Origin of the sequence: Oceanicaulis sp., from assembly GCF_965249665.1 — a bacterium.
GTDB lineage: Bacteria > Pseudomonadota > Alphaproteobacteria > Caulobacterales > Maricaulaceae > Oceanicaulis.
In genome coordinates, this window is the sequence record NZ_OZ252247.1 from 883,862 (window position 1) to 901,062 (window position 17,201).

The 17,201-nt window shown below is 61.3% G+C and carries 16 protein-coding genes; 4 read left to right on the plus strand and 12 right to left on the minus strand.

Annotation, left to right across the window (positions count from 1 at the left end; all coding sequences use genetic code 11):
* The first annotated feature begins 139 nt into the window (after positions 1-139).
* The gene (locus ACP154_RS04150; RefSeq protein ID WP_421856423.1) at positions 140-460 is read left to right on the plus strand and encodes a winged helix-turn-helix transcriptional regulator; all 321 of its coding nucleotides are present in this window, start codon (positions 140-142) and stop codon (positions 458-460) included.
* Between the two features lie 7 nt (positions 461-467).
* Here the strand turns inward: ACP154_RS04150 and ACP154_RS04155 are convergent, their stop codons facing one another.
* The 7 genes from ACP154_RS04155 to ACP154_RS04185 form a co-directional block, all read right to left on the minus strand.
* Entirely contained in the window at positions 468-1,496 is a 1,029-nt protein-coding gene (locus ACP154_RS04155; protein WP_421856420.1) for a GlxA family transcriptional regulator, read from the minus strand.
* Positions 1,497-1,565: 69 nt separating this feature from the next.
* Positions 1,566-3,008, minus strand: a complete 1,443-nt coding sequence (locus ACP154_RS04160) for an amidohydrolase family protein (RefSeq protein ID WP_421856417.1) — start codon at positions 3,006-3,008, stop codon at positions 1,566-1,568.
* A 103-nt stretch (positions 3,009-3,111) separates the two neighbouring features.
* Positions 3,112-3,978, minus strand: a complete 867-nt coding sequence (locus ACP154_RS04165; RefSeq protein ID WP_421856414.1) for an EamA family transporter — start codon at positions 3,976-3,978, stop codon at positions 3,112-3,114.
* Positions 3,979-4,128: 150 nt separating this feature from the next.
* Positions 4,129-4,728 (minus strand): flavodoxin family protein, encoded by a 600-nt coding sequence (locus tag ACP154_RS04170; RefSeq protein WP_421856411.1) that lies wholly within the window; start codon positions 4,726-4,728, stop codon positions 4,129-4,131.
* A gap of 97 nt (positions 4,729-4,825) precedes the next feature.
* Positions 4,826-5,725 (minus strand): LysR family transcriptional regulator, encoded by a 900-nt coding sequence (locus ACP154_RS04175; protein ID WP_421856408.1) that lies wholly within the window; start codon positions 5,723-5,725, stop codon positions 4,826-4,828.
* A 66-nt stretch (positions 5,726-5,791) separates the two neighbouring features.
* Positions 5,792-6,262: a DUF1772 domain-containing protein gene (locus ACP154_RS04180; protein WP_421856405.1), complete on the minus strand. Its 471-nt coding sequence runs from the start codon at positions 6,260-6,262 to the stop codon at positions 5,792-5,794.
* 19 nt (positions 6,263-6,281) lie between these two features.
* Complete coding sequence (locus ACP154_RS04185) at positions 6,282-7,151, minus strand: NmrA family NAD(P)-binding protein (RefSeq protein ID WP_421856402.1); 870 nt, start codon at positions 7,149-7,151, stop codon at positions 6,282-6,284.
* A gap of 122 nt (positions 7,152-7,273) precedes the next feature.
* On the opposite strand from ACP154_RS04185, the gene ACP154_RS04190 reads away from it, so the two are divergent.
* Complete coding sequence (locus ACP154_RS04190) at positions 7,274-7,870, plus strand: TetR/AcrR family transcriptional regulator (RefSeq protein WP_421856399.1); 597 nt, start codon at positions 7,274-7,276, stop codon at positions 7,868-7,870.
* The gene (locus ACP154_RS04195) at positions 7,846-8,331 is read left to right on the plus strand and encodes an N-acetyltransferase family protein (RefSeq protein WP_424993766.1); all 486 of its coding nucleotides are present in this window, start codon (positions 7,846-7,848) and stop codon (positions 8,329-8,331) included. The genes ACP154_RS04190 and ACP154_RS04195 overlap by 25 nt, the downstream gene beginning before the upstream one ends.
* Here ACP154_RS04195 and ACP154_RS04200 read toward each other — a convergent pair.
* On the minus strand, positions 8,326-9,690 hold the full coding sequence (locus ACP154_RS04200; RefSeq protein ID WP_421856393.1) for a dicarboxylate/amino acid:cation symporter: 1,365 nt from the start codon (positions 9,688-9,690) through the stop codon (positions 8,326-8,328). The two genes, ACP154_RS04195 and ACP154_RS04200, sit on opposite strands and share 6 nt — an antisense overlap.
* A gap of 90 nt (positions 9,691-9,780) precedes the next feature.
* Between ACP154_RS04200 and ACP154_RS04205 the strand changes: the two genes are divergently transcribed.
* A complete protein-coding gene (locus tag ACP154_RS04205; RefSeq protein WP_421856390.1) occupies positions 9,781-11,823 on the plus strand; it encodes an ATP-binding protein in 2,043 nt (680 codons plus the stop codon).
* Here the strand turns inward: ACP154_RS04205 and hutG are convergent.
* From hutG to hutI, 4 genes are read right to left on the minus strand one after another with little or no spacing between them, the layout of a single operon-like run.
* Complete coding sequence (gene hutG, locus ACP154_RS04210) at positions 11,809-12,732, minus strand: formimidoylglutamase (protein WP_421856387.1); 924 nt, start codon at positions 12,730-12,732, stop codon at positions 11,809-11,811. The two genes, ACP154_RS04205 and hutG, sit on opposite strands and share 15 nt — an antisense overlap.
* Positions 12,733-12,741: 9 nt before the next feature.
* Positions 12,742-14,409 (minus strand): urocanate hydratase, encoded by a 1,668-nt coding sequence (hutU, locus tag ACP154_RS04215; protein WP_421856384.1) that lies wholly within the window; start codon positions 14,407-14,409, stop codon positions 12,742-12,744.
* Positions 14,409-15,938 carry a histidine ammonia-lyase gene (gene hutH, locus ACP154_RS04220; protein ID WP_421856381.1) on the minus strand — a complete coding sequence of 510 codons (1,530 nt, stop codon included), beginning with the start codon at positions 15,936-15,938 and terminating at the stop codon, positions 14,409-14,411. The genes hutU and hutH overlap by 1 nt, the downstream gene beginning before the upstream one ends.
* Positions 15,932-17,125 carry an imidazolonepropionase gene (gene hutI / locus ACP154_RS04225; RefSeq protein ID WP_421856378.1) on the minus strand — a complete coding sequence of 398 codons (1,194 nt, stop codon included), beginning with the start codon at positions 17,123-17,125 and terminating at the stop codon, positions 15,932-15,934. Before hutI ends, hutH begins: the two co-directional genes overlap by 7 nt.
* Positions 17,126-17,201 lie beyond the last annotated feature (76 nt).

Genomic DNA, 17,201 nt, shown 5'->3' on the forward strand with positions numbered 1-17,201 from the left:
GGAAGGGTTGACCAACCAGTGCGGGGCGTGGCCCCTGAAAATGTCGCCCTACAGATTCGGGCGCCCGCTGCTACGTATTGTGTAGCACACCATATCGCTACGCATTCCGTAGCGCAAATGACCATTTCGAGGTGAAATTGTGGCGAAACTGACCGAAACCTCGCGTCCCGTCCTGGCCCTGTTCGATGTGTTGGGTCAGAAATGGGTGCTGCGCATCGTTTGGGAGCTGCGCAACGGCCCGCTGACCTTTCGCGAACTGCGCGCCCAGTGCGACGAGATTTCGCCCACCGTACTCAATCAGCGTCTGGCGCTTTTGAAAGACACGCTTTTGCTGGAAAGCACAGATCAGGGCTACAAACCCACGGCCCTGCTTGAAGAGCTGGGACCTGTCTTGTACGCCCTGCGCGACTGGTCCAACACCTGGGCGGAAATCCGTGTCGCCCATGGCCATGAGATATGACCTCGTCTTACGCATCATCGCCCACACGGCTCGAGCGGAAGCGATCGCGATAAGATCGCACGGTCACCCCGAGATGTTTATGAAACGCCCGGCGCATACGCTCCGCGGCTCCGAAGCCTGATTTGAGCGCGATGATATCTATCGTGTCATCTGATTGCTCGAGCCGCACCCGCGCATCCTGAAGCCGGGCCTGCTCCACATAAGCGGCGGGAGTCTCCCCCGTCTCTCGCTTGAACTTGCGTGCAAAGCTGCGCTCGGACATGCAAGCCAATGTGGCGAGCTGTGTCACGCTCAACTCATCAGTGAGATTTGAAAGGATGTACTCAAGCGTACGGTTGATCGGGCCGTCTTCCACCTGCTGGGCGACCAGCTGGGCGCTGAACTGAGCCTGACCGCCCGGACGCATCATGTACATGACGTTATAGCGCGCCACCTTGAGCGCCATGTCGTGTCCCCAGTCCGCCTCCACCAGCGCCAGAGCCAAATCCATGCCTGAGGTCACCCCGGCCGAGGTCCAGTATTTGCCGTCGCGGATGTAGATCGCATCAGCGTCCAGTTCGACCTCGGGATAGCGTTTCGCCATCACGGGGCACCACCACCAATGGGTTGCGACGCGCTTGCCGTCCAGAAGCCCCAGCTCCGCGAGGATAAAAGCCCCGGTGCAAATCGATATCACGCGTTTGGCCTGTTGTTCCGCCCAGACCACAAACGCCATCAAGCGGTGGTCCTTGAGCGCAGCTTGTGTCCCATGACCGCCGGCGATCATCAGTACATCAATAGGCAAACCACTGGCGCGCGCCTGCTCAAAGCTCATGTCCGGGACCAGAGACAGGCCGGATGTGGTGCGGATCGGGGTTGTCTCAGCCGCGACCAGGGTCAGCTCATACCCGCCCACTCCGCCATCGCGAAACAGCTTGACCCCGGAGAGCACCTCCATGGGGCCGGTGATGTCCAGAACATGGGCGTCGGGATAAGCGACCATCACCACATGAATGAGCGGCGGCTCGGCGAGCGGAGAAGAAACCGTGCGTGTCATGAGTTGATATTGCGCCCAGCCTGCGGAATCTGAAAAGTCAGCAAACACGCAGATTCCGCCAAACTGCTCCTATTGCCGTCCCAGCAGGATCGGCAGGACGTTCGCGGCGCTGCGCAAGAGCGAGCCCTTGCTCGCTGTGTGCTCAAGCTCATCCAGCGCGGCCCGGTCAAGCCAGACCCCGTTCACCATCACAGCATCGGGAAACTCGACCACAGACACATCACTCAGCGGGTCACCTGAAATCAGCACGAGGTCGGCGCGCAATCCCGGCGCGATCCGACCGCGATCTGACAGGCCCAGAACACGAGCGCCGTTGGCGGTCGCGGTTTGCAGCGCTGCGTGTGGGCTCAACCCTGACAACACCAGCAATTCAAGCTCGCGCGTCATCGATCGACCTGGAAGATTGGTGAAAATGCCGGCATCCGATCCCGCGATCAGCGTCACGCCCGCCTCATGCATCATGCCCGTGGCCTGGCGATAGAACTGGCGACGCGCCTCTTCCCGAACGGCCGGGTCCTGACGCGCCCAATACGCGTAAACATCTGCATCAATGCGCACATAAAGCTGATTGAGGGTCTCAACCCCGTCTCGTTCCAGATAAGCGCCATCGCTGTCCGCCACCCGCACCAGATTGTCATGGGCGATCAAGGTGGGCGTCACCACGACGCCCGCTCGAGCCATCTCGTCCGCCAGCGCCTGCATGCGGTCAGCATTCAGACGGCCTCGCAGGCCGTGCCAGACGATGGATTCGGTATGCTCAATGGTCAGAAACCCGTCATCGAGCACGCTCATGAAGGGGATCCGGAACTCCCGCTCCAGCGGAATACCCGGCTCGCGCACCCCTTCCGGTGTATGGCCGGAGACGGTCAGCTCCAGACCGCGCGCCTCTTCAAGCACAGCCTGATACGCTTGCTCGGTCAGGTTCGAATACACTTTCAAATGCCGGTAGCCCTGCTGATGCTGACGACGGACAGCGGCGCGCGCTTCCTCACCGGTCATCACCAGAACATGGTTCTGCTGGGCGTTCGGGCCGGGCGAGTTGAGGATCGGCCCGGTCGTCAGAAGCGTCGGTCCCAGAAGCGCGCCACGCTCAATCCTGTCCGCCCAGCGCAAATGCACAGGCAGGCCGGCGACATTGCGGATACTGGTGACGCCGTGGGCGAGATACCCGGCCAGCTCCGGCACGTCCCAGACATGCACATGGGCGTCTATCAGTCCGGGCAACACCGTGCGGCCCGCGGCATCGATACGCATCGCGCCCTCAAGACGCGGATCGCCCGCCAACGCGCCATGAGTCGCGCGGTCAGCGATAACCCCGCCGATCACCAGAATATCCTGAGCTTCAAGCGCGTCAGGTTCGCCTGCGACCATGGAGACCAGACGGGCATTTTCGATAATGATGGCGGGCGCCGGCTCACGGCCCGACATCTCAGCCGGCCATCGGAATGCAACCGCCCAGATCAGTCCGGCGAGAACGCCCAGACCGATCAGCACCCCGAAGACAACCCGCATCTCGCCCTCCTGTCTGATACCCAATCAGTCTGGAGCGCTGGCGCGTGAAACGAAAGTTCAGATTCCGACGCACTTGGTGAAAGTTCTGCCAGACGCACCAGCTCTAGTCGCTCAATCGCGCGCGTAAGGGAGCAGACCGCCCTCCGGCCCAAACCCCGCCCAACACCAAAGCCACGCCCGCCATCTGCACCGGGCTGAGGCTTTGGCCCAAGAGCAACCAGCCGATCAGCACCGCCGTGAGAGGGCTGAGAAAACCGAGCGTTGACACCGCAGCGGGATCAAGACGCTGCACGCCACGAAACCATAGCCCGTATGTCAGCGCGGCTCCGATGAGGCCAAGCCAGAGCAATCCCGCAACCGCCTCGCGATCAAGGGGCGGCAAGGGCGGCTCTAGAAGCAAGGCGAACGGTAACAGCAGCATCCCGCCAGCGGCCAGCTGCCAGGCGGTAAAGGTCAGGAGCGGGGTGTCGCGCCGCCATTTCCGGCTCAACACCGTGCCTGTCGCCATCGACACCGCACCGCCCAGCCCCGCGGCTACGCCGAGAGGATCAAGACCTGCGGCGGGCCCCAGGACCAGGCACGCCACGCCCAGCACGCCTGCAACGCCGCCCGCAACCGCCAGACGCCGCACCGGCTGCTCAAGCACCACGCGCGCCAGGGCAATGACGATCAGCGCCTGCAGCGACCCCACCGTCGCCGCAACACCGCCCGGCAACCGATAGGCGGCGACGAACAGGCAGGCCCAGAATATGGCGAAATTGACCGCTCCCAGCACCGCCGCCTCGCCCCATTGCCGTCCGACCGGCAGTCGTCGCAGGGCGACCAGCAACAACAGACCGGCGGGCAAAGCGCGCAAGACGGCCAGGGTCAGAGGATACCCTGCGGGCAGCATCTCGGTGGTGACGATATAGGTCGTCCCCCAGACCATGGGCGCGAGCCCGGTCAGGATCAGGTCGAACAGGCGCGGCATGACAGCCTCTCCCCCTTACAGATCATAAGACACACCGCAGGAAGGTCAGATTGCGCTGATGCAAGAGCGCACAACGATGCGGATAAAGCAGCGGAGGTGACACGCGTGTCATAGATTCCTCCGTAAGCTGATTATTGAACCGAGAGCGTCTCAGGCGGGCGCTGCGACCTGTGTGCGGCCCACGCGCATATACTGGGTCAGCTCTGCGACCCGAGCGCCGAGACGCGCCGCGCTTTCGCGGTCGGCGGCGGGCGGGGCGAGATCGGGCCCTTGATCATTATTGGCCTGGGCCATGGCCCCCAGCGATCCGCCGATACGGTTGAGATCGTCCACGCTGGAGGTCGAACTGTTATTGCCGGGCAACTGATTGAGGCTCACCCACAGCATGCCGTGCTGGGCCGCCAGCGTGGCGAGCTGGCTGAGCGTGGCGAACTTGTCGCCGGCCTGGGAACTGGACACGGTGAAGCCCGCCGCCAGCTTGTCCGCCCAGCCCCGCGCCAGCCAAATGGCTGAGGTTTGATCCATGAAGGTTTTGAACGGCCCGGAAACCGCGCCCATATAAGTCGGTGAGCCAAAAATGATCGCGTCTGAAGCTGCGAGCACATCCCAGCTCTCAGCATTCATGTCCGTCACGTCGATCAGTTCGGCCTGCGCGCCGGACTGACGCTCGACTCCTTGAGCGACAGCCTCCGCAAGAACGCGGGTATGGCCGTAGCCGGTATGATAAACGATAGCGATTTGCGTGCGCATGGCGCTCTCCCGTGTGATAACGGGCCGAACGATACTGCGCGGCAAATTGAAAATAATCAGGGCTTTTGTTGATTAATATTTCACATATTGTGAAATATTAATCGTGGCTCTGCAGTGTCCTGAAATGCTCGACCAGAAAGTCGAGGAAAACCCTCACCTTGCGAGAGACTGCGCGCTGTTCGGGATAGACAGCATACAGCGCCTGCGCCTCCCCTCGCCAACCCGGCACAGCGTCGACCAGCGCGCCAGAGGCCATTTCCTCATGCACATAAACGTTTGGCAGAAGCGCCAGACCCAGACCTTTTTTCGCAGCGGCCTTGAGGGCGATCGAGTTGTTGATCCTCAATCTCGGCTTGACCGTGACAGTCTGCATGCCGTCAGCGCTGAACAGCGGCCAGGATTCTGGCGTGTCTGCACCGGCGAAAACCAGAGCGTCATGCGTACACAGGTCCTGCGGGGATGCGGGACGCCCCCGGGCCTCCAGATAGCTCGGCGCAGCACAGACAATCCTGTCCAGATCGAGCAATTTTCGCGCCTTCAGGCTGGAATCCTGCAGCAAGCCTCCCCGGATCGCCAGATCGAATCCTCCGCTGACCAGGTCAACAACTTCGTCGCTCATTTGAAGATCGAGCAATATGTCCGGGTACTGACGACAGAAGTCCGGCAGGGCCTCAGACAGGGTCGTCAATCCCATCGACATGGGCGCCGACACTTTCAGTCGACCACGCGGGCTCGTGGCTTCGGCGCGCACCTGCTCGTCAGCTTCCGCCAACGCATCCAGCACCGCACAAGTCTGCTGGTAATAGGCTGAACCCCCATCGGTCAGATTCAAAGATCGGGTCGTGCGGACGATCAGCTGAACACCCAGCCGGGATTCGAGATCCTTGACGGCCTTGCTGACCGCGGCGTTGGAGACGCCCATATCCCGTGCAGCCGCGCTGAAGCCGTTACATTCGACAACCCGCCGAAAAACCTCCAGCGTCAATAATCGGTCCATGGTTTCGCCCTTGCTCGATGCAACTCAATCTGTCGCCTGGATGATCACCCACACTTAATGACGCACTCAAGTCAGCACCGTCAAAGCCGTCAGGAAGACTGCAAAACTCACGATCGTTCCCAGGGTGCGGACATGGTTCCAGGCTGTCCAGACCCGCTGATAACGCTGCCAGACGTCCTCCGCGCCGCCACTGGCTTCAAGCGCCTTGTTCATCGGCACATTTGCTACAAGCGTGACGCCGAAGACCAGTATGGCGTAAATGCCGGCGCCCAGGCCGATCAACCCGCGAGCAGGGTTCGGCGCTGTATCCGGCGCCCACCAGACCAGTCCGACCGCAACCGGGATGATCAGGAAAAAGCTGGTCAGAAAGACTGATCGCAACACCGTCCGGTTCAGACCGATCATCCCAGCCGCGCCGGCGCCGGGCGCGGCCTGAAACAGGCCGCGCATGATGAAATCTGAAAACGCCAGGAACACGCCCGCCGTCAGCCCCGTCGCCATAACCAACCCCGAGAGCGCCAATACATACACAGTCATCTCCACCTCCAGCATTGCTCTAGACCCGCTCAGCCGCCAGCCAGACGCCACGAGCGGCGGTCTTGCGGGCATAGGCTTCGAACTCTGTAGCCGGGCGTCCCAGCGCGCGCTGAACGCCATCGCAGACATGGGCGTTGCGGCCGTCAAAGACCGTGGTGAACAGATAATCCATCAACCACACCACGTCGGATGGCGCTCCTGAGGCTTTTACGCCGTCCAAAAAGGCGGCGTGCAGGATCTCAATGAAGTCGATGGTCCGGCCCGTGGCTTCAGACAGGGCGGCAGCCACATCCTTGAACGTCATCAAGCGCGGGCCTGTGACCTCATAGATCTCGCCGTCATGGCCGGGTTGGGTCAACGCAGCCGCCACCACTTCGGCAATGTCGTCCGCGTCCACAAACGGCTCAGGCGTGTCGCCCGCAGGCAGTGTGAGCTGACCCGCGCGCACCATGTCGACGAACGCACCTTCTGAGAAGTTCTGATTGAACCAGCTGGCGCGCACCACACTCGCTTCCAACCCGCTATTGAGCACAATCCGCTCACACGCTTGCGCTTCAGCTTCGCCGCGGCCAGACAAAAGCACCAGGCGTTGCACGCCTTTCTTGGCGGCGGTGTCAACAAAGCGCGTGATCGTCGAGACCGCACCCGGAACCGCCAAATCCGGCGAATAAGCGATGTAGACCGCCTTCACCCCGTCCAGCGCCTCCGTCCAGGTGTCCGGCTGGTTCCAGTCAAACGCAATCTCCGCCCGCCGTGAGCCCAAACGGATGGGGTGGCCCTGTTCGGCCAGCAATTGCGCCACACGGGCGCCGGTCTTGCCGGTCGCGCCTGTGATCAGGATGGGAGAAGTGCGCGTGAACGCACGGCGGACTGCGTTGATAATAGTCATGTCATGCTCCTTGCGTCACTTGACGCTGTGTAAAGTTTACAGCATGTCAAGTACGCGGCCATTGACACCGTGTCAAGCACAATCGAAGCTGTGGTCAAATTTCAGCGCCCGGAGACCTCGCAATGGCCGCCACAGCGGACACCCGCACCAAGATTTTGAACGCCTGCCACACCCTGCTGATCAGCGACACGGGCGCTTCGACCCGGATGAGCGACATCGCCAAAGCCTCCGGACTCAGCCGACAGGCCGTGTATCTGCACTTCAAGACACGGGCGGAGCTTCTGATCGCCCTAACGCGTCATATTGACGAGGTGGAGGATGTGGCGAGCCGGCTTGCGCCCAGCCGCGCCGCCACGTCCGGTCTTGAAAGGCTGGACGCCTATATCGAGGCGTGGGGCGGCTATATCCCGATCATCTATCCTGTCGCACGCGCATTGATGGCGATGGCGCCCAGCGATGAGGCGGCGGATCTGGCCTGGAGTGATCGCATGACCGCCATGCGCCAGGGCTGCGACGCAGCGATCAACGCCCTCGACAGAGACGGCGATCTGCACCCCGAACTCGATGCCAAAACCGCAGCGGACCTGCTTTGGGCCTTGTTGTCGGTGCGCAACTGGGAAGCGCTGACCCAGAGCTGCGCCTGGTCGCAAATGCAGTATCTGCATCACATGAAAGCGCTGACCCGAAGCTATTTATGTTCACAGGAGACCGCCGCTTGACGACTGAACCCTTCACCTTCCGCCGCGCCACGCGCAACGATCTCGAGGCAATCATTGCGCTGCTCGCCGATGACGATCTCGGGCAGAGCCGGGAATGTGTCAGCACCCCGGTTGATCAAGCCTATCTGTCCGCGTTTGCCGCCATCCAGTCCGACTCCAATCAGCTTCTCGCCATACTGGAAGACGACACAGGCGTGGCGGGATGTCTGCAGATCAGCTTCATCCCCGGCCTGTCGCGTCTGGGCATGTGGCGCGGCCAGATTGAAAGCGTTCGCATCGCGAGGCGCTGTCGCGGCGACGGGCTGGGCCGCACGATGATCGAATGGGCGATCGAGCAATGCCGTCTCAAACAGTGCGGACTGGTGCAGCTGACCTCTGACAAGGCGCGCAAGGACGCCTTGAGATTTTACGCATCCCTCGGATTCACCGCCAGCCATGAAGGGCTGAAACTCGCTCTATGACACCGTCTGTTCCGTTGGCGCAGGCGCTGTCAGCGGATCCTCTTTCACATCCTCAAGCCAGCGGTTCATCACCACGCAGGCGGTCAGATCGCCTGTCACGTTCACCGCTGTGCGGCACATGTCGAGAATACGGTCCACGCCCAGCAAAATCGCCACGCCCGCCGCCGGGATGCCCATGCCCTGCAAGATCGTGGCGAGGATGATGATGCCCACCCCGGGCGTGGAGGGGCTTCCGATGCTGGCGCCCACAACAGTGATCACCAGCAAGGCAAACTGGGCGATTGAGAGTTCAACGCCAAACAGCTGGGCGATGAAGAGCGCCGCGACCACCTGATACAACGCCGTGCCGTCCATGTTCACGGTTGCGCCCAGCGGAATGACGAAGCGCGCGATCGGCGGCGAAACCTTGAGTCGGTCTTCGGCGACCCGCAATGATAGCGGCATGGTCGCCGCCGAGCTGGACGTCGAGAACGCCAAAAGCTGCGCATCAATGATCTTGCCCGCAAAGGCAAATGGATTACGACGCCCTAACACCAAAACGATGACAAGATAGCTGGCGAGTAAAGCGGCGAGCCCGATCAGAACCGAGACGATATAAGCTGACAATCCCACCAGGGCGTCGACGCCGGCGCGGATGACGAAATCAGAAATCAAACCCAGCACGGCGATGGGCGCCAGACGCATGGCCCAGCCAATGATCTTCATCGCCACTTCCTGCACGGTCTGCAGCAATCGGCTGAGCGGTTCGGACCGGTCCGGGCCGATGATCGCCATCGCCACGCCAATGAACAAGGCGTAGACAACAATTTGCAGCATGTTGCCGGTCAGCATGGCGTTATCGATATTAGCCGGCACGAGATTGGCGATCTGGGCAGGCGCCGACAACATTTCGGAGGGCCCCTGCAGAAGCGCCTCCCCGGCCTCGCTGGCCTCTGTCATCGCGGCGTCTGAAAACCGCTCACCGTCAATATACCGGCCGGGCTTGATCAAGGTCGCCACCGCCGAGCCCAACAGAACCGCCAATGTGGTCGTGCCGATGAAATATGGCGCAATCCGCAATCCCACCTTGCGCAGGAACGCCGGATCTCCCGCCGAGGTCAGTCCTAGAATGATCGAGCTGATGATCAGCGGGATCACCACCATCTGGATAACGTTGAGGAAGATCTGGCCTGGCAAGCGCAACCATTCCGCCAGGTGCTCCGCCGCCGCAGGGTCGAGCGATAGCGGCCCTTCAGTCTGCGGCGAGAGCAGCAATCCGATGCCGACACCCGCGACCATGGCCACGAGGATCTGCGCCCACAGGCGAGATTCGATCAGACCACGGATATCGCGCACTCGCAAATTGCGCCGAACGTTCATAAGCGACCCTCTAACTCCCTTTCTTCATTAGCGGGTTCCGTTACGTGCGCCTAGCGAGTCTGGTTTCGCTATCCGGATATGGCTTATCGCATGCTCACCGCTCGCAATCACGCCGTCTCATACGAATGCTTAGTAGCGTTTTTACTTGTTCCATCTCAAGCTGTGGTCTACCCGCGCAGGATGACGTTGATGGACCTGAACAGACTGATCAAACATGCGCCAGGTTTGATAGGCACAGCCTCGCTTGATGGCCATTTTGTCTCTCTCAACGCGCGTTGGTCAGAAGTTCTGGGCTATGTCCACACTGACCTTGAAGGCCGGAGCTTTCTCGACCTTGTTCATCCTGATGACGTAGCTGACACCGTGAAGGCGGTTCAGGCGCTGGCCAACGGGCAAGCCGTTTGTCATTTCATCAACCGTTACCGCCGCCTGGATGGCGAGTACACCTCGATCGAGTGGCATTCGTCAGTGGGTGATGATGCGCTGATCTACTTTTTTGCGTTTGAAGTCACCGAGCGCGTTGAAATTCAGGAAGAGCTTCAAAATTCCCGGGATCGCCTGGCGCATGTTGCCGAAATCGCCAGAATTGGCGGCTGGGAAGTCGACTTGCAAGCAATGTGTGTGCATTGGGACGATCAGACGTGCAAAATCCACGACGTAGAACCCGGCTTCACACCCGCGCTCGAAGGGGCCATCAATTTTTATGCGCCGGAAGCCCGCGACATGGTCGCCGAGGTGGTTCAAAAAGGCATTGAAGAAGGGACAGGCTGGGATTTCGAAGCACCCTTGATCACTGCAAAGGGGCGGCGCATCTGGGTGCGCGCCAGCGGCATCGCCTACAAAGAGGATGGCGAGACGGTCAAACTGGCCGGCGTCTTTCAGGATATTACCGACACCAAGAAACACGCCCTGATGCTTGAAGAAGCGCTGAAGCGTGCAGAGGATTTGCAAGCTGAGGCAGAGAGCGCCAGTAAGGCCGCTGACGCCGCCAATCAGGCCAAATCCCTGTTCCTGGCCAATATGAGCCATGAAATCCGCACGCCGCTGAACGGCATGCTGGGTATGGCCCAACTGCTCAATCGCAGCCCTGATATTCAAGGCCAGCAGCGCAAGCATGTCGAAATCTTGCAGCAGTCTGGTCAGGTCCTGAAAGGATTGATCGACGACATTCTGGATATTTCGAGGATTGAAGCGGGCGAATTGAGATTGGAGCACGCTTGCTTCCAGCTTGATGAACTCATTCTGACCACAGCCTCGATCACTGAACCATCGGCCGCCCAAAAGGGGCTCGCGCTCAGTCTGGACTGGACTGAAGAGCCCTCAGTCATGCGCCTGGGTGACGCCAAAAGGCTGCAGCAGGTTCTAATCAACCTTCTCGGAAACGCCATCAAGTTTACTACCTCAGGTGAGGTGTCACTGAATGTGAGAAACGGGCCTGGCGATCGAATGAGGTTTGAAGTCTGCGACACAGGACCCGGTCTGGCGGCTGAGGATCAGGAGCACATTTTCCGCAGATTCAGTCAGGTGGATGCGTCTGAGCGCCGACGTCATGATGGGGCGGGACTTGGTCTTGCGATCAGTAAAGAGCTTGTGGAGATGGCCGGGGGGGTCATCGGCGTCACGTCCCAACCCGGCGCAGGTGCAATGTTCTGGTTCGAATGGCCGCTACCCCGGGCGAGCCAATCCAATCGCAGAGCCAAAATGCGCACGCCCCGCGCTTTGACACACGCTACGATATCTTCGGGTCCGGCCCTCAAAATCCTGATCGCCGAGGATAAGCTGAGCAATTACGAAGTCCTCAAAGCGGCGCTGGAACAGGATGGCTACTGTATTGAAAGAGCGCAGTCCGGCCTGGAGGCAATAGAAAAAACAAAGCATTGGCAACCCGACTTGATCATGATGGACATTCATATGCCGCTAATGTCGGGGGATGAAGCCATCGAGACAATCCGGCGAGAATCCGGGCGTGACAGCCCCGTGATCTTTGCTGTCACAGCCGACGCTACTGCGCGCACATGCAAGCGCGTTCAGGATTTGGGCGTGTCTCATGTTTTTTTGAAGCCCTACGACATTCAAGAAATCACGCATGCTGCAAGGCTCGTGCTTCACGCCCAGCGCTCAAACGTTCATTAACAAACGGCGCGCCAATAAAGCGGCGGTCTTCGCCGTCACCCCGTCCTGATCATGCGCGGGGCAAAGCTCCACCAGATCGGCAAGGGCCAGACGGGCGCCGGCCGTGGTGAGGGCAAAGCCCACAATCTGCTCAATCGTTGACAGCGGCACGCCCCGCGCCGCTGGCGCGCTGACGCCCGGCGCCTGAAAATGGCTCAACACATCAATATCGATCGTCAGATAGATCAGATCATTGCGCGCGATCAGATCAGATATGGCTCTGTTCGCCGCCAGCGGGTCTGCGATCAAGTCATGATCGCAGACCCGTCCGACACCCCAGTCTTGCGCACGCTTGAGCAATGCCCCGGTGTTCGCCTCTTCGGCATAGCCGATACACAGATAATCAAACCGGTCAGGATCGAGCGCCCGGATCTGGGCGAAGGGCGTGCCGGACGAGCCGCCCGCCTCGCCAGGCAGACGCAGATCCAGATGAGCATCCAGATTGAGAATGCCGATCCGGGCGTCTGGATAGCGTTTGCGCAAGCCCTGAAAGGAAGCGAAAGCAGTTTCATGTCCTCCGCCCAGCACCACCAGCCGGTCATGCTGGCTCAGCGCGTCAGCGATCGTGATCGCCAGCACCTCTTGCCCCGCTTCCAGCGCATCACCCGTCACAGTCACATCGCCGAGGTCTGAGAACGCCACCGCGTTCTGAGGCGCTGCGAGGTTTGCAAGCGCCTGCCGCAGGGCGGCGGGGCCGTCCTTGGCGCCGACTCGCCCTTTGTTCCGCTTCACCCCGGCATCGCAGGCAAACCCGATAACCGCGCGTTTGGCGTCCGGTTTCACGAGCTGATGCAGACGGATCGCGTCAGGCCCGTCTTCAGGATCCACGCGCCCGGTCCACTCTGGCGCTTGGGTGCGGGTGACGTTCATACGGCGCTCCTAGAGGATGCCGGGCAAATTGAGCCCGGTCTCACGCGCGCAGTCGAGGGCGATCTCATATCCGGCATCCGCATGGCGCATCACGCCGGTGGCTGGATCATTCCACAATACGTTGGCCAGGCGTGCGTCTGCAGCTTCAGATCCGTCACAACAGATTACCATGCCGGAATGCTGGGAGAAGCCCATGCCAACGCCGCCGCCATGATGCAGGCTGACCCAGGTGGCGCCGCTGGCGGTGTTTAAAAGCGCGTTGAGAAGCGGCCAGTCCGACACCGCGTCAGAACCGTCTTTCATCGCTTCGGTTTCACGGTTCGGTGAAGCGACGGATCCGGAATCGAGATGGTCGCGCCCAATCACCACGGGCGCTTTCAGCTCGCCAGTACGGACCATGTCGTTGAAGGCGAGACCCAGGCGATGACGTTGTCCCAGCCCCACCCAGCAGATGCGGGCGGGCAGGCCTTGGAAGCTGATGCGTTCGCGCGCCATGTCGAGCCATTGGTGCAAGTGCGGATCGTCCGGGATCAGCTCCTTCACCTTGGCGTCGGTCTTGTAGATGTCTTCAGGATCGCCAGACAGCGCCGCCCATCGGAAAGGCCCGACGCCGCGGCAGAAGAGCGGACGGATATAGGCGGGCACAAAACCTGGGAAATCAAAAGCGTCCGCCACACCCTCTTCCAGCGCCACCTGACGGATATTATTGCCGTAATCGAGCGTCGGCACGCCATCGGCATGAAAGGCCAGCATGGCTTCCACATGGGTCTTCATGCTGGCGCGGGCCGCAGCCTCGACGCGTTTGGGATCGCGTTCGCGCGCCTCGCGCCACTCCGCCACGCTCCAGCCCGCCGGCAGATAGCCATTGATCGGATCATGGGCGCTGGTCTGATCGGTCAGCATGTCGGGGCGCACGCCGCGCGCATAAAGCTCGGGGATGATCTCGGCGGCATTGCCCAGAAGGCCTACTGACTTGGCGTCACCCGTCTTGGTCCAGCGCTCGATCATCTCCAGCGCCTCGTCCACAGAGCTCGCCTTTTCGTCCACATAGCCCGTACGCAGACGGAAATCGATGCGAGTCTCATCGCACTCGATCGCCAGACAACACGCCCCCGCCATCACCGCCGCCAGGGGTTGAGCGCCGCCCATCCCGCCAAGACCTGCGGTCAAAATCCAGCGCCCGGTGAGGTCGCCGCCATAGTGCTGGCGCCCGGCTTCCACGAAGGTTTCGTATGTACCCTGAACAATGCCCTGGGTGCCGATATAGATCCACGAACCCGCAGTCATCTGGCCGTACATGGCCAGCCCCTTCTTATCGAGTTCGTTGAAATGGTCCCAATTCGCCCAGTGCGGCACAAGATTAGAGTTCGCGATCAGCACGCGCGGCGCGTTCTCATGCGTGCGGAAGACGCCGACCGGCTTGCCCGATTGGACCAGCAAGGTCTCGTTATCCTCAAGCGCTTTGAGGCTCTCGACGATTTTGTCAAAGCTGTTCCAGTCGCGTGCGGCGCGGCCAATGCCGCCATAGACGACGAGCTCGTCCGGATTCTCGGCCACGTCCGGATGCAGATTGTTCATCAGCATACGGAGCGGAGCTTCGGTCAGCCAGGACTTGGCGTTGAGCTTGGTCCCGATCGGGGGCCGGATTTCACGGGCGTTCTGGCGACGATCGGTCATCACACACTCTCCAGGTCTGAGGGCGTCACCCCGGCGGCGTCGAGGATCGCCCTGCCGCGCACCAGGCGCGCCGAGGCTTCAAGATCCGGGGCGAGATAGCGGTCCTGCAACAGGGGACGAATGTCGCCGTTAAACACATCAAGCACGGCGCAGAGCGGCGCGCTGGTGTTTAACGGCGCGCGAAAACGCACGCCTTCAGCCGCGCAGAACAGCTCAATGCCCAGGATATGGAAAAGGTTCGCCGTCATTCGCATCAGGCGTCGCGCACCATGGGCAGCCATGCTCACATGATCTTCCTGATTGGCGGAGGTGGGCGTTGAATCCGTCGAGCATGGATTGGCCAGATGCTTGTTCTCGCTCATGAGCGCCGCGCTGGTCACTTCCGCGATCATCAGCCCCGAATTGAGCCCCGGGTCCGCAGCCAGGAAAGGCGGCAGGTCAAAACTGAGCGTGGGATCCACCAACAGCGCGATGCGCCGCTGGGCGATGGCGCCGATTTCCGATACGGCGAGCGCAATCATGTCCGCGGCGAAGGCGACCGGCTCAGCGTGGAAATTACCGCCCGAGACGATCACGCCCTCATCGACGAGCACCAACGGGTTGTCGGTGGCGGCGTTCGCTTCACGCTCCAGCATGCGCGCCGCGTTCTCAAGCATGTCCAGCGCCGCGCCCACCACCTGGGGCTGGCAGCGCATGCAGTACGGGTCCTGAACCCGTGGATCATCGATGCGATGGGACTGGCGGATCTCGCTGTCTTCGAGCAGCTGGCGCATCACGCGCGCGGCTGCGATCTGGCCAGGATGACCGCGCAGGGCGTGAATCTCTTCCAGCAAGGGCGCGGTGGAGGCCATGGCTGCATCCATGCTCAGCGCGCAGGTCACCAGCGCCGTTCTTGCCGCATGGCGCGCTTCAAACAGGCCCGCAAGCGCATAAGCGGTGGAGAACTGGGTGCCGTTGATCAGCGCCAGCCCTTCCTTGGGACCCAGCACCACCGGGCTGAGCCCTGCCTTCTTCAGCGCTTGCACGCCAGAAAGAACCTCACCGCGATAGCGCGCCTGGCCCTCACCGATCATCACCGCAGCCATATGAGCCAGCGGAGCGAGATCGCCCGACGCCCCCACCGACCCCTGCGCCGGCACAACAGGCAAGACGCCCCTGTCCAGCATGGCTTCGATCAGGTCAACAATGTCTTCACGCACGCCAGACGCGCCCCGGCCCAGCGAAATGAGCTTCAGGCTCATCATCAGACGCACGACAGGGCCGGACGTCTCTTCACCCACCCCGCAGCAATGAGACAGGATCAGATTGCGCTGCAGCGCGGCGGTGTCTTCAGGCGCAATGCGGATCGAGGCGAGCTTGCCAAAGCCTGTGTTAACGCCATAGACGGCCTCTTGCCCATTTGCGGCGGCCTCAACTTGCCGGGCCGAGCGGCGCACGCCATCACGTGCGGCGGGGTCCAGGCGGATCTCTCCGCCCTCGCGCCAGATATGCTCCAGCGCATTCAGCGTTACGGAACCGGGCGTCAGCACAGATCCCCCCCCAGATAACGCGCATGAAGCGGGGCGTCGCCCATGCGGTAAGTGAGTTCGGCCGGGTCGGTGACGTCCCAGACCGCAATGTCAGCGAGACAGCCCGCGGCCAGTCGGCCCAATCGGCCTTGGTTCAGCGCCTGGGCGGCGTTCACCGTCACCCCCCGCAAGGCTTCTTCCGGTGTAAGACCAAAGAGCGTCGCCGCCATGTTCATCGCCAGCAGTAGGGATGTCATGGGAGACGAGCCGGGATTTGAATCTGTAGAAACCGCCAGCGGCACGCCCGCCCGTCGGAACGAGTCAATCGGTGGTTTCTGGATTTCCTTGAGAAAGTAGAACGCGCCGGGCAGCATGACGGCGACGCTGCCTGCCTGAGCCAGCGCCCGCACATCCTCATCACGAACAAATTCAAGATGCTCGACGGATTTCGCGCCATAGCGCGCCGCCAAAGCGGCGCCGCCCTGATCAGACAATTGCTCGGCATGCAGCTTGACCGGCAGGCCCAGTTCGACCGCCACATCAAACACCCGCTCGATCTGGGCGGGTGTGAAGGCGATGGACTCAACAAACCCGTCCACCATGTCGACGAGGCCTTCAGCGGCGGCTTCCTTGAGCGTGGGGATGCACACCGTATCGATATACGCGTCCGGCTCCATGTCCTTGGGAATGGCGTGAGCGCCCAAAAAGCTTGTCACCACCCGCACAGCGCGCAATTGCCCCAGATGGCGCGCCACGCGTAGTTGTTTGAGCTCAGTGTCGCGGTCCAGACCATAGCCGGACTTGATCTCCACGGTGGTGACGCCGTCTGAGAGCAAGCGATCCAGCCGGGGCAGAGCCTGTTCGATCAGCGCCTCTTCACTCGCCTTGCGGGTGGCCGAGACGGTGGAGACGATGCCTCCGCCCGCTTGGGCGATGTCGGCATAGCTGGCGCCGGACTGGCGCATCTCAAACTCATGCGCCCGGCTGCCGCCATACACCAAATGCGTATGGCAATCGATCAGGCCCGGCGTCACCAGGCGACCGCCCAGAGAAATCTCAGTCAGGTCAGCATACTGCTCTGGCAGGTCCGAGCGCGCGCCGCTGAATGCAATCGTGTCGCCTTCCAGCACCAGAACGCCCGCATCTATGCGCCCATAGGGCGTCGGAGCATCAAAGCCGGCCAGCACAAGATCGGTGAGAAGTTTCATGAAGCGCCCATCAAATTTTCGATATGTCTATACATATAAAAACTGCGGATCAAGCTGGGCTTTGCTCTTCTGGCGA

Coding starts and splice junctions, on each gene's coding strand:
- ACP154_RS04155 (WP_421856420.1), bottom strand. CDS start 1,496: ATGACACGCACGGTTTCTTCTCCGCTCGCCGAGCCGCCGCTCATTCAT.
- ACP154_RS04160 (WP_421856417.1), bottom strand. CDS start 3,008: ATGCGGGTTGTCTTCGGGGTGCTGATCGGTCTGGGCGTTCTCGCCGGA.
- ACP154_RS04165 (WP_421856414.1), bottom strand. CDS start 3,978: ATGCCGCGCCTGTTCGACCTGATCCTGACCGGGCTCGCGCCCATGGTC.
- ACP154_RS04170 (WP_421856411.1), bottom strand. CDS start 4,728: ATGCGCACGCAAATCGCTATCGTTTATCATACCGGCTACGGCCATACC.
- ACP154_RS04175 (WP_421856408.1), bottom strand. CDS start 5,725: ATGGACCGATTATTGACGCTGGAGGTTTTTCGGCGGGTTGTCGAATGT.
- ACP154_RS04180 (WP_421856405.1), bottom strand. CDS start 6,262: ATGACTGTGTATGTATTGGCGCTCTCGGGGTTGGTTATGGCGACGGGG.
- ACP154_RS04185 (WP_421856402.1), bottom strand. CDS start 7,151: ATGACTATTATCAACGCAGTCCGCCGTGCGTTCACGCGCACTTCTCCC.
- ACP154_RS04190 (WP_421856399.1), top strand. CDS start 7,274: ATGGCCGCCACAGCGGACACCCGCACCAAGATTTTGAACGCCTGCCAC.
- ACP154_RS04195 (WP_424993766.1), top strand. CDS start 7,846: ATGTTCACAGGAGACCGCCGCTTGACGACTGAACCCTTCACCTTCCGC.
- ACP154_RS04200 (WP_421856393.1), bottom strand. CDS start 9,690: ATGAACGTTCGGCGCAATTTGCGAGTGCGCGATATCCGTGGTCTGATC.
- ACP154_RS04205 (WP_421856390.1), top strand. CDS start 9,781: ATGCTCACCGCTCGCAATCACGCCGTCTCATACGAATGCTTAGTAGCG.
- hutG (WP_421856387.1), bottom strand. CDS start 12,732: ATGAACGTCACCCGCACCCAAGCGCCAGAGTGGACCGGGCGCGTGGAT.
- hutU (WP_421856384.1), bottom strand. CDS start 14,409: ATGACCGATCGTCGCCAGAACGCCCGTGAAATCCGGCCCCCGATCGGG.
- hutI (WP_421856378.1), bottom strand. CDS start 17,125: ATGAAACTTCTCACCGATCTTGTGCTGGCCGGCTTTGATGCTCCGACG.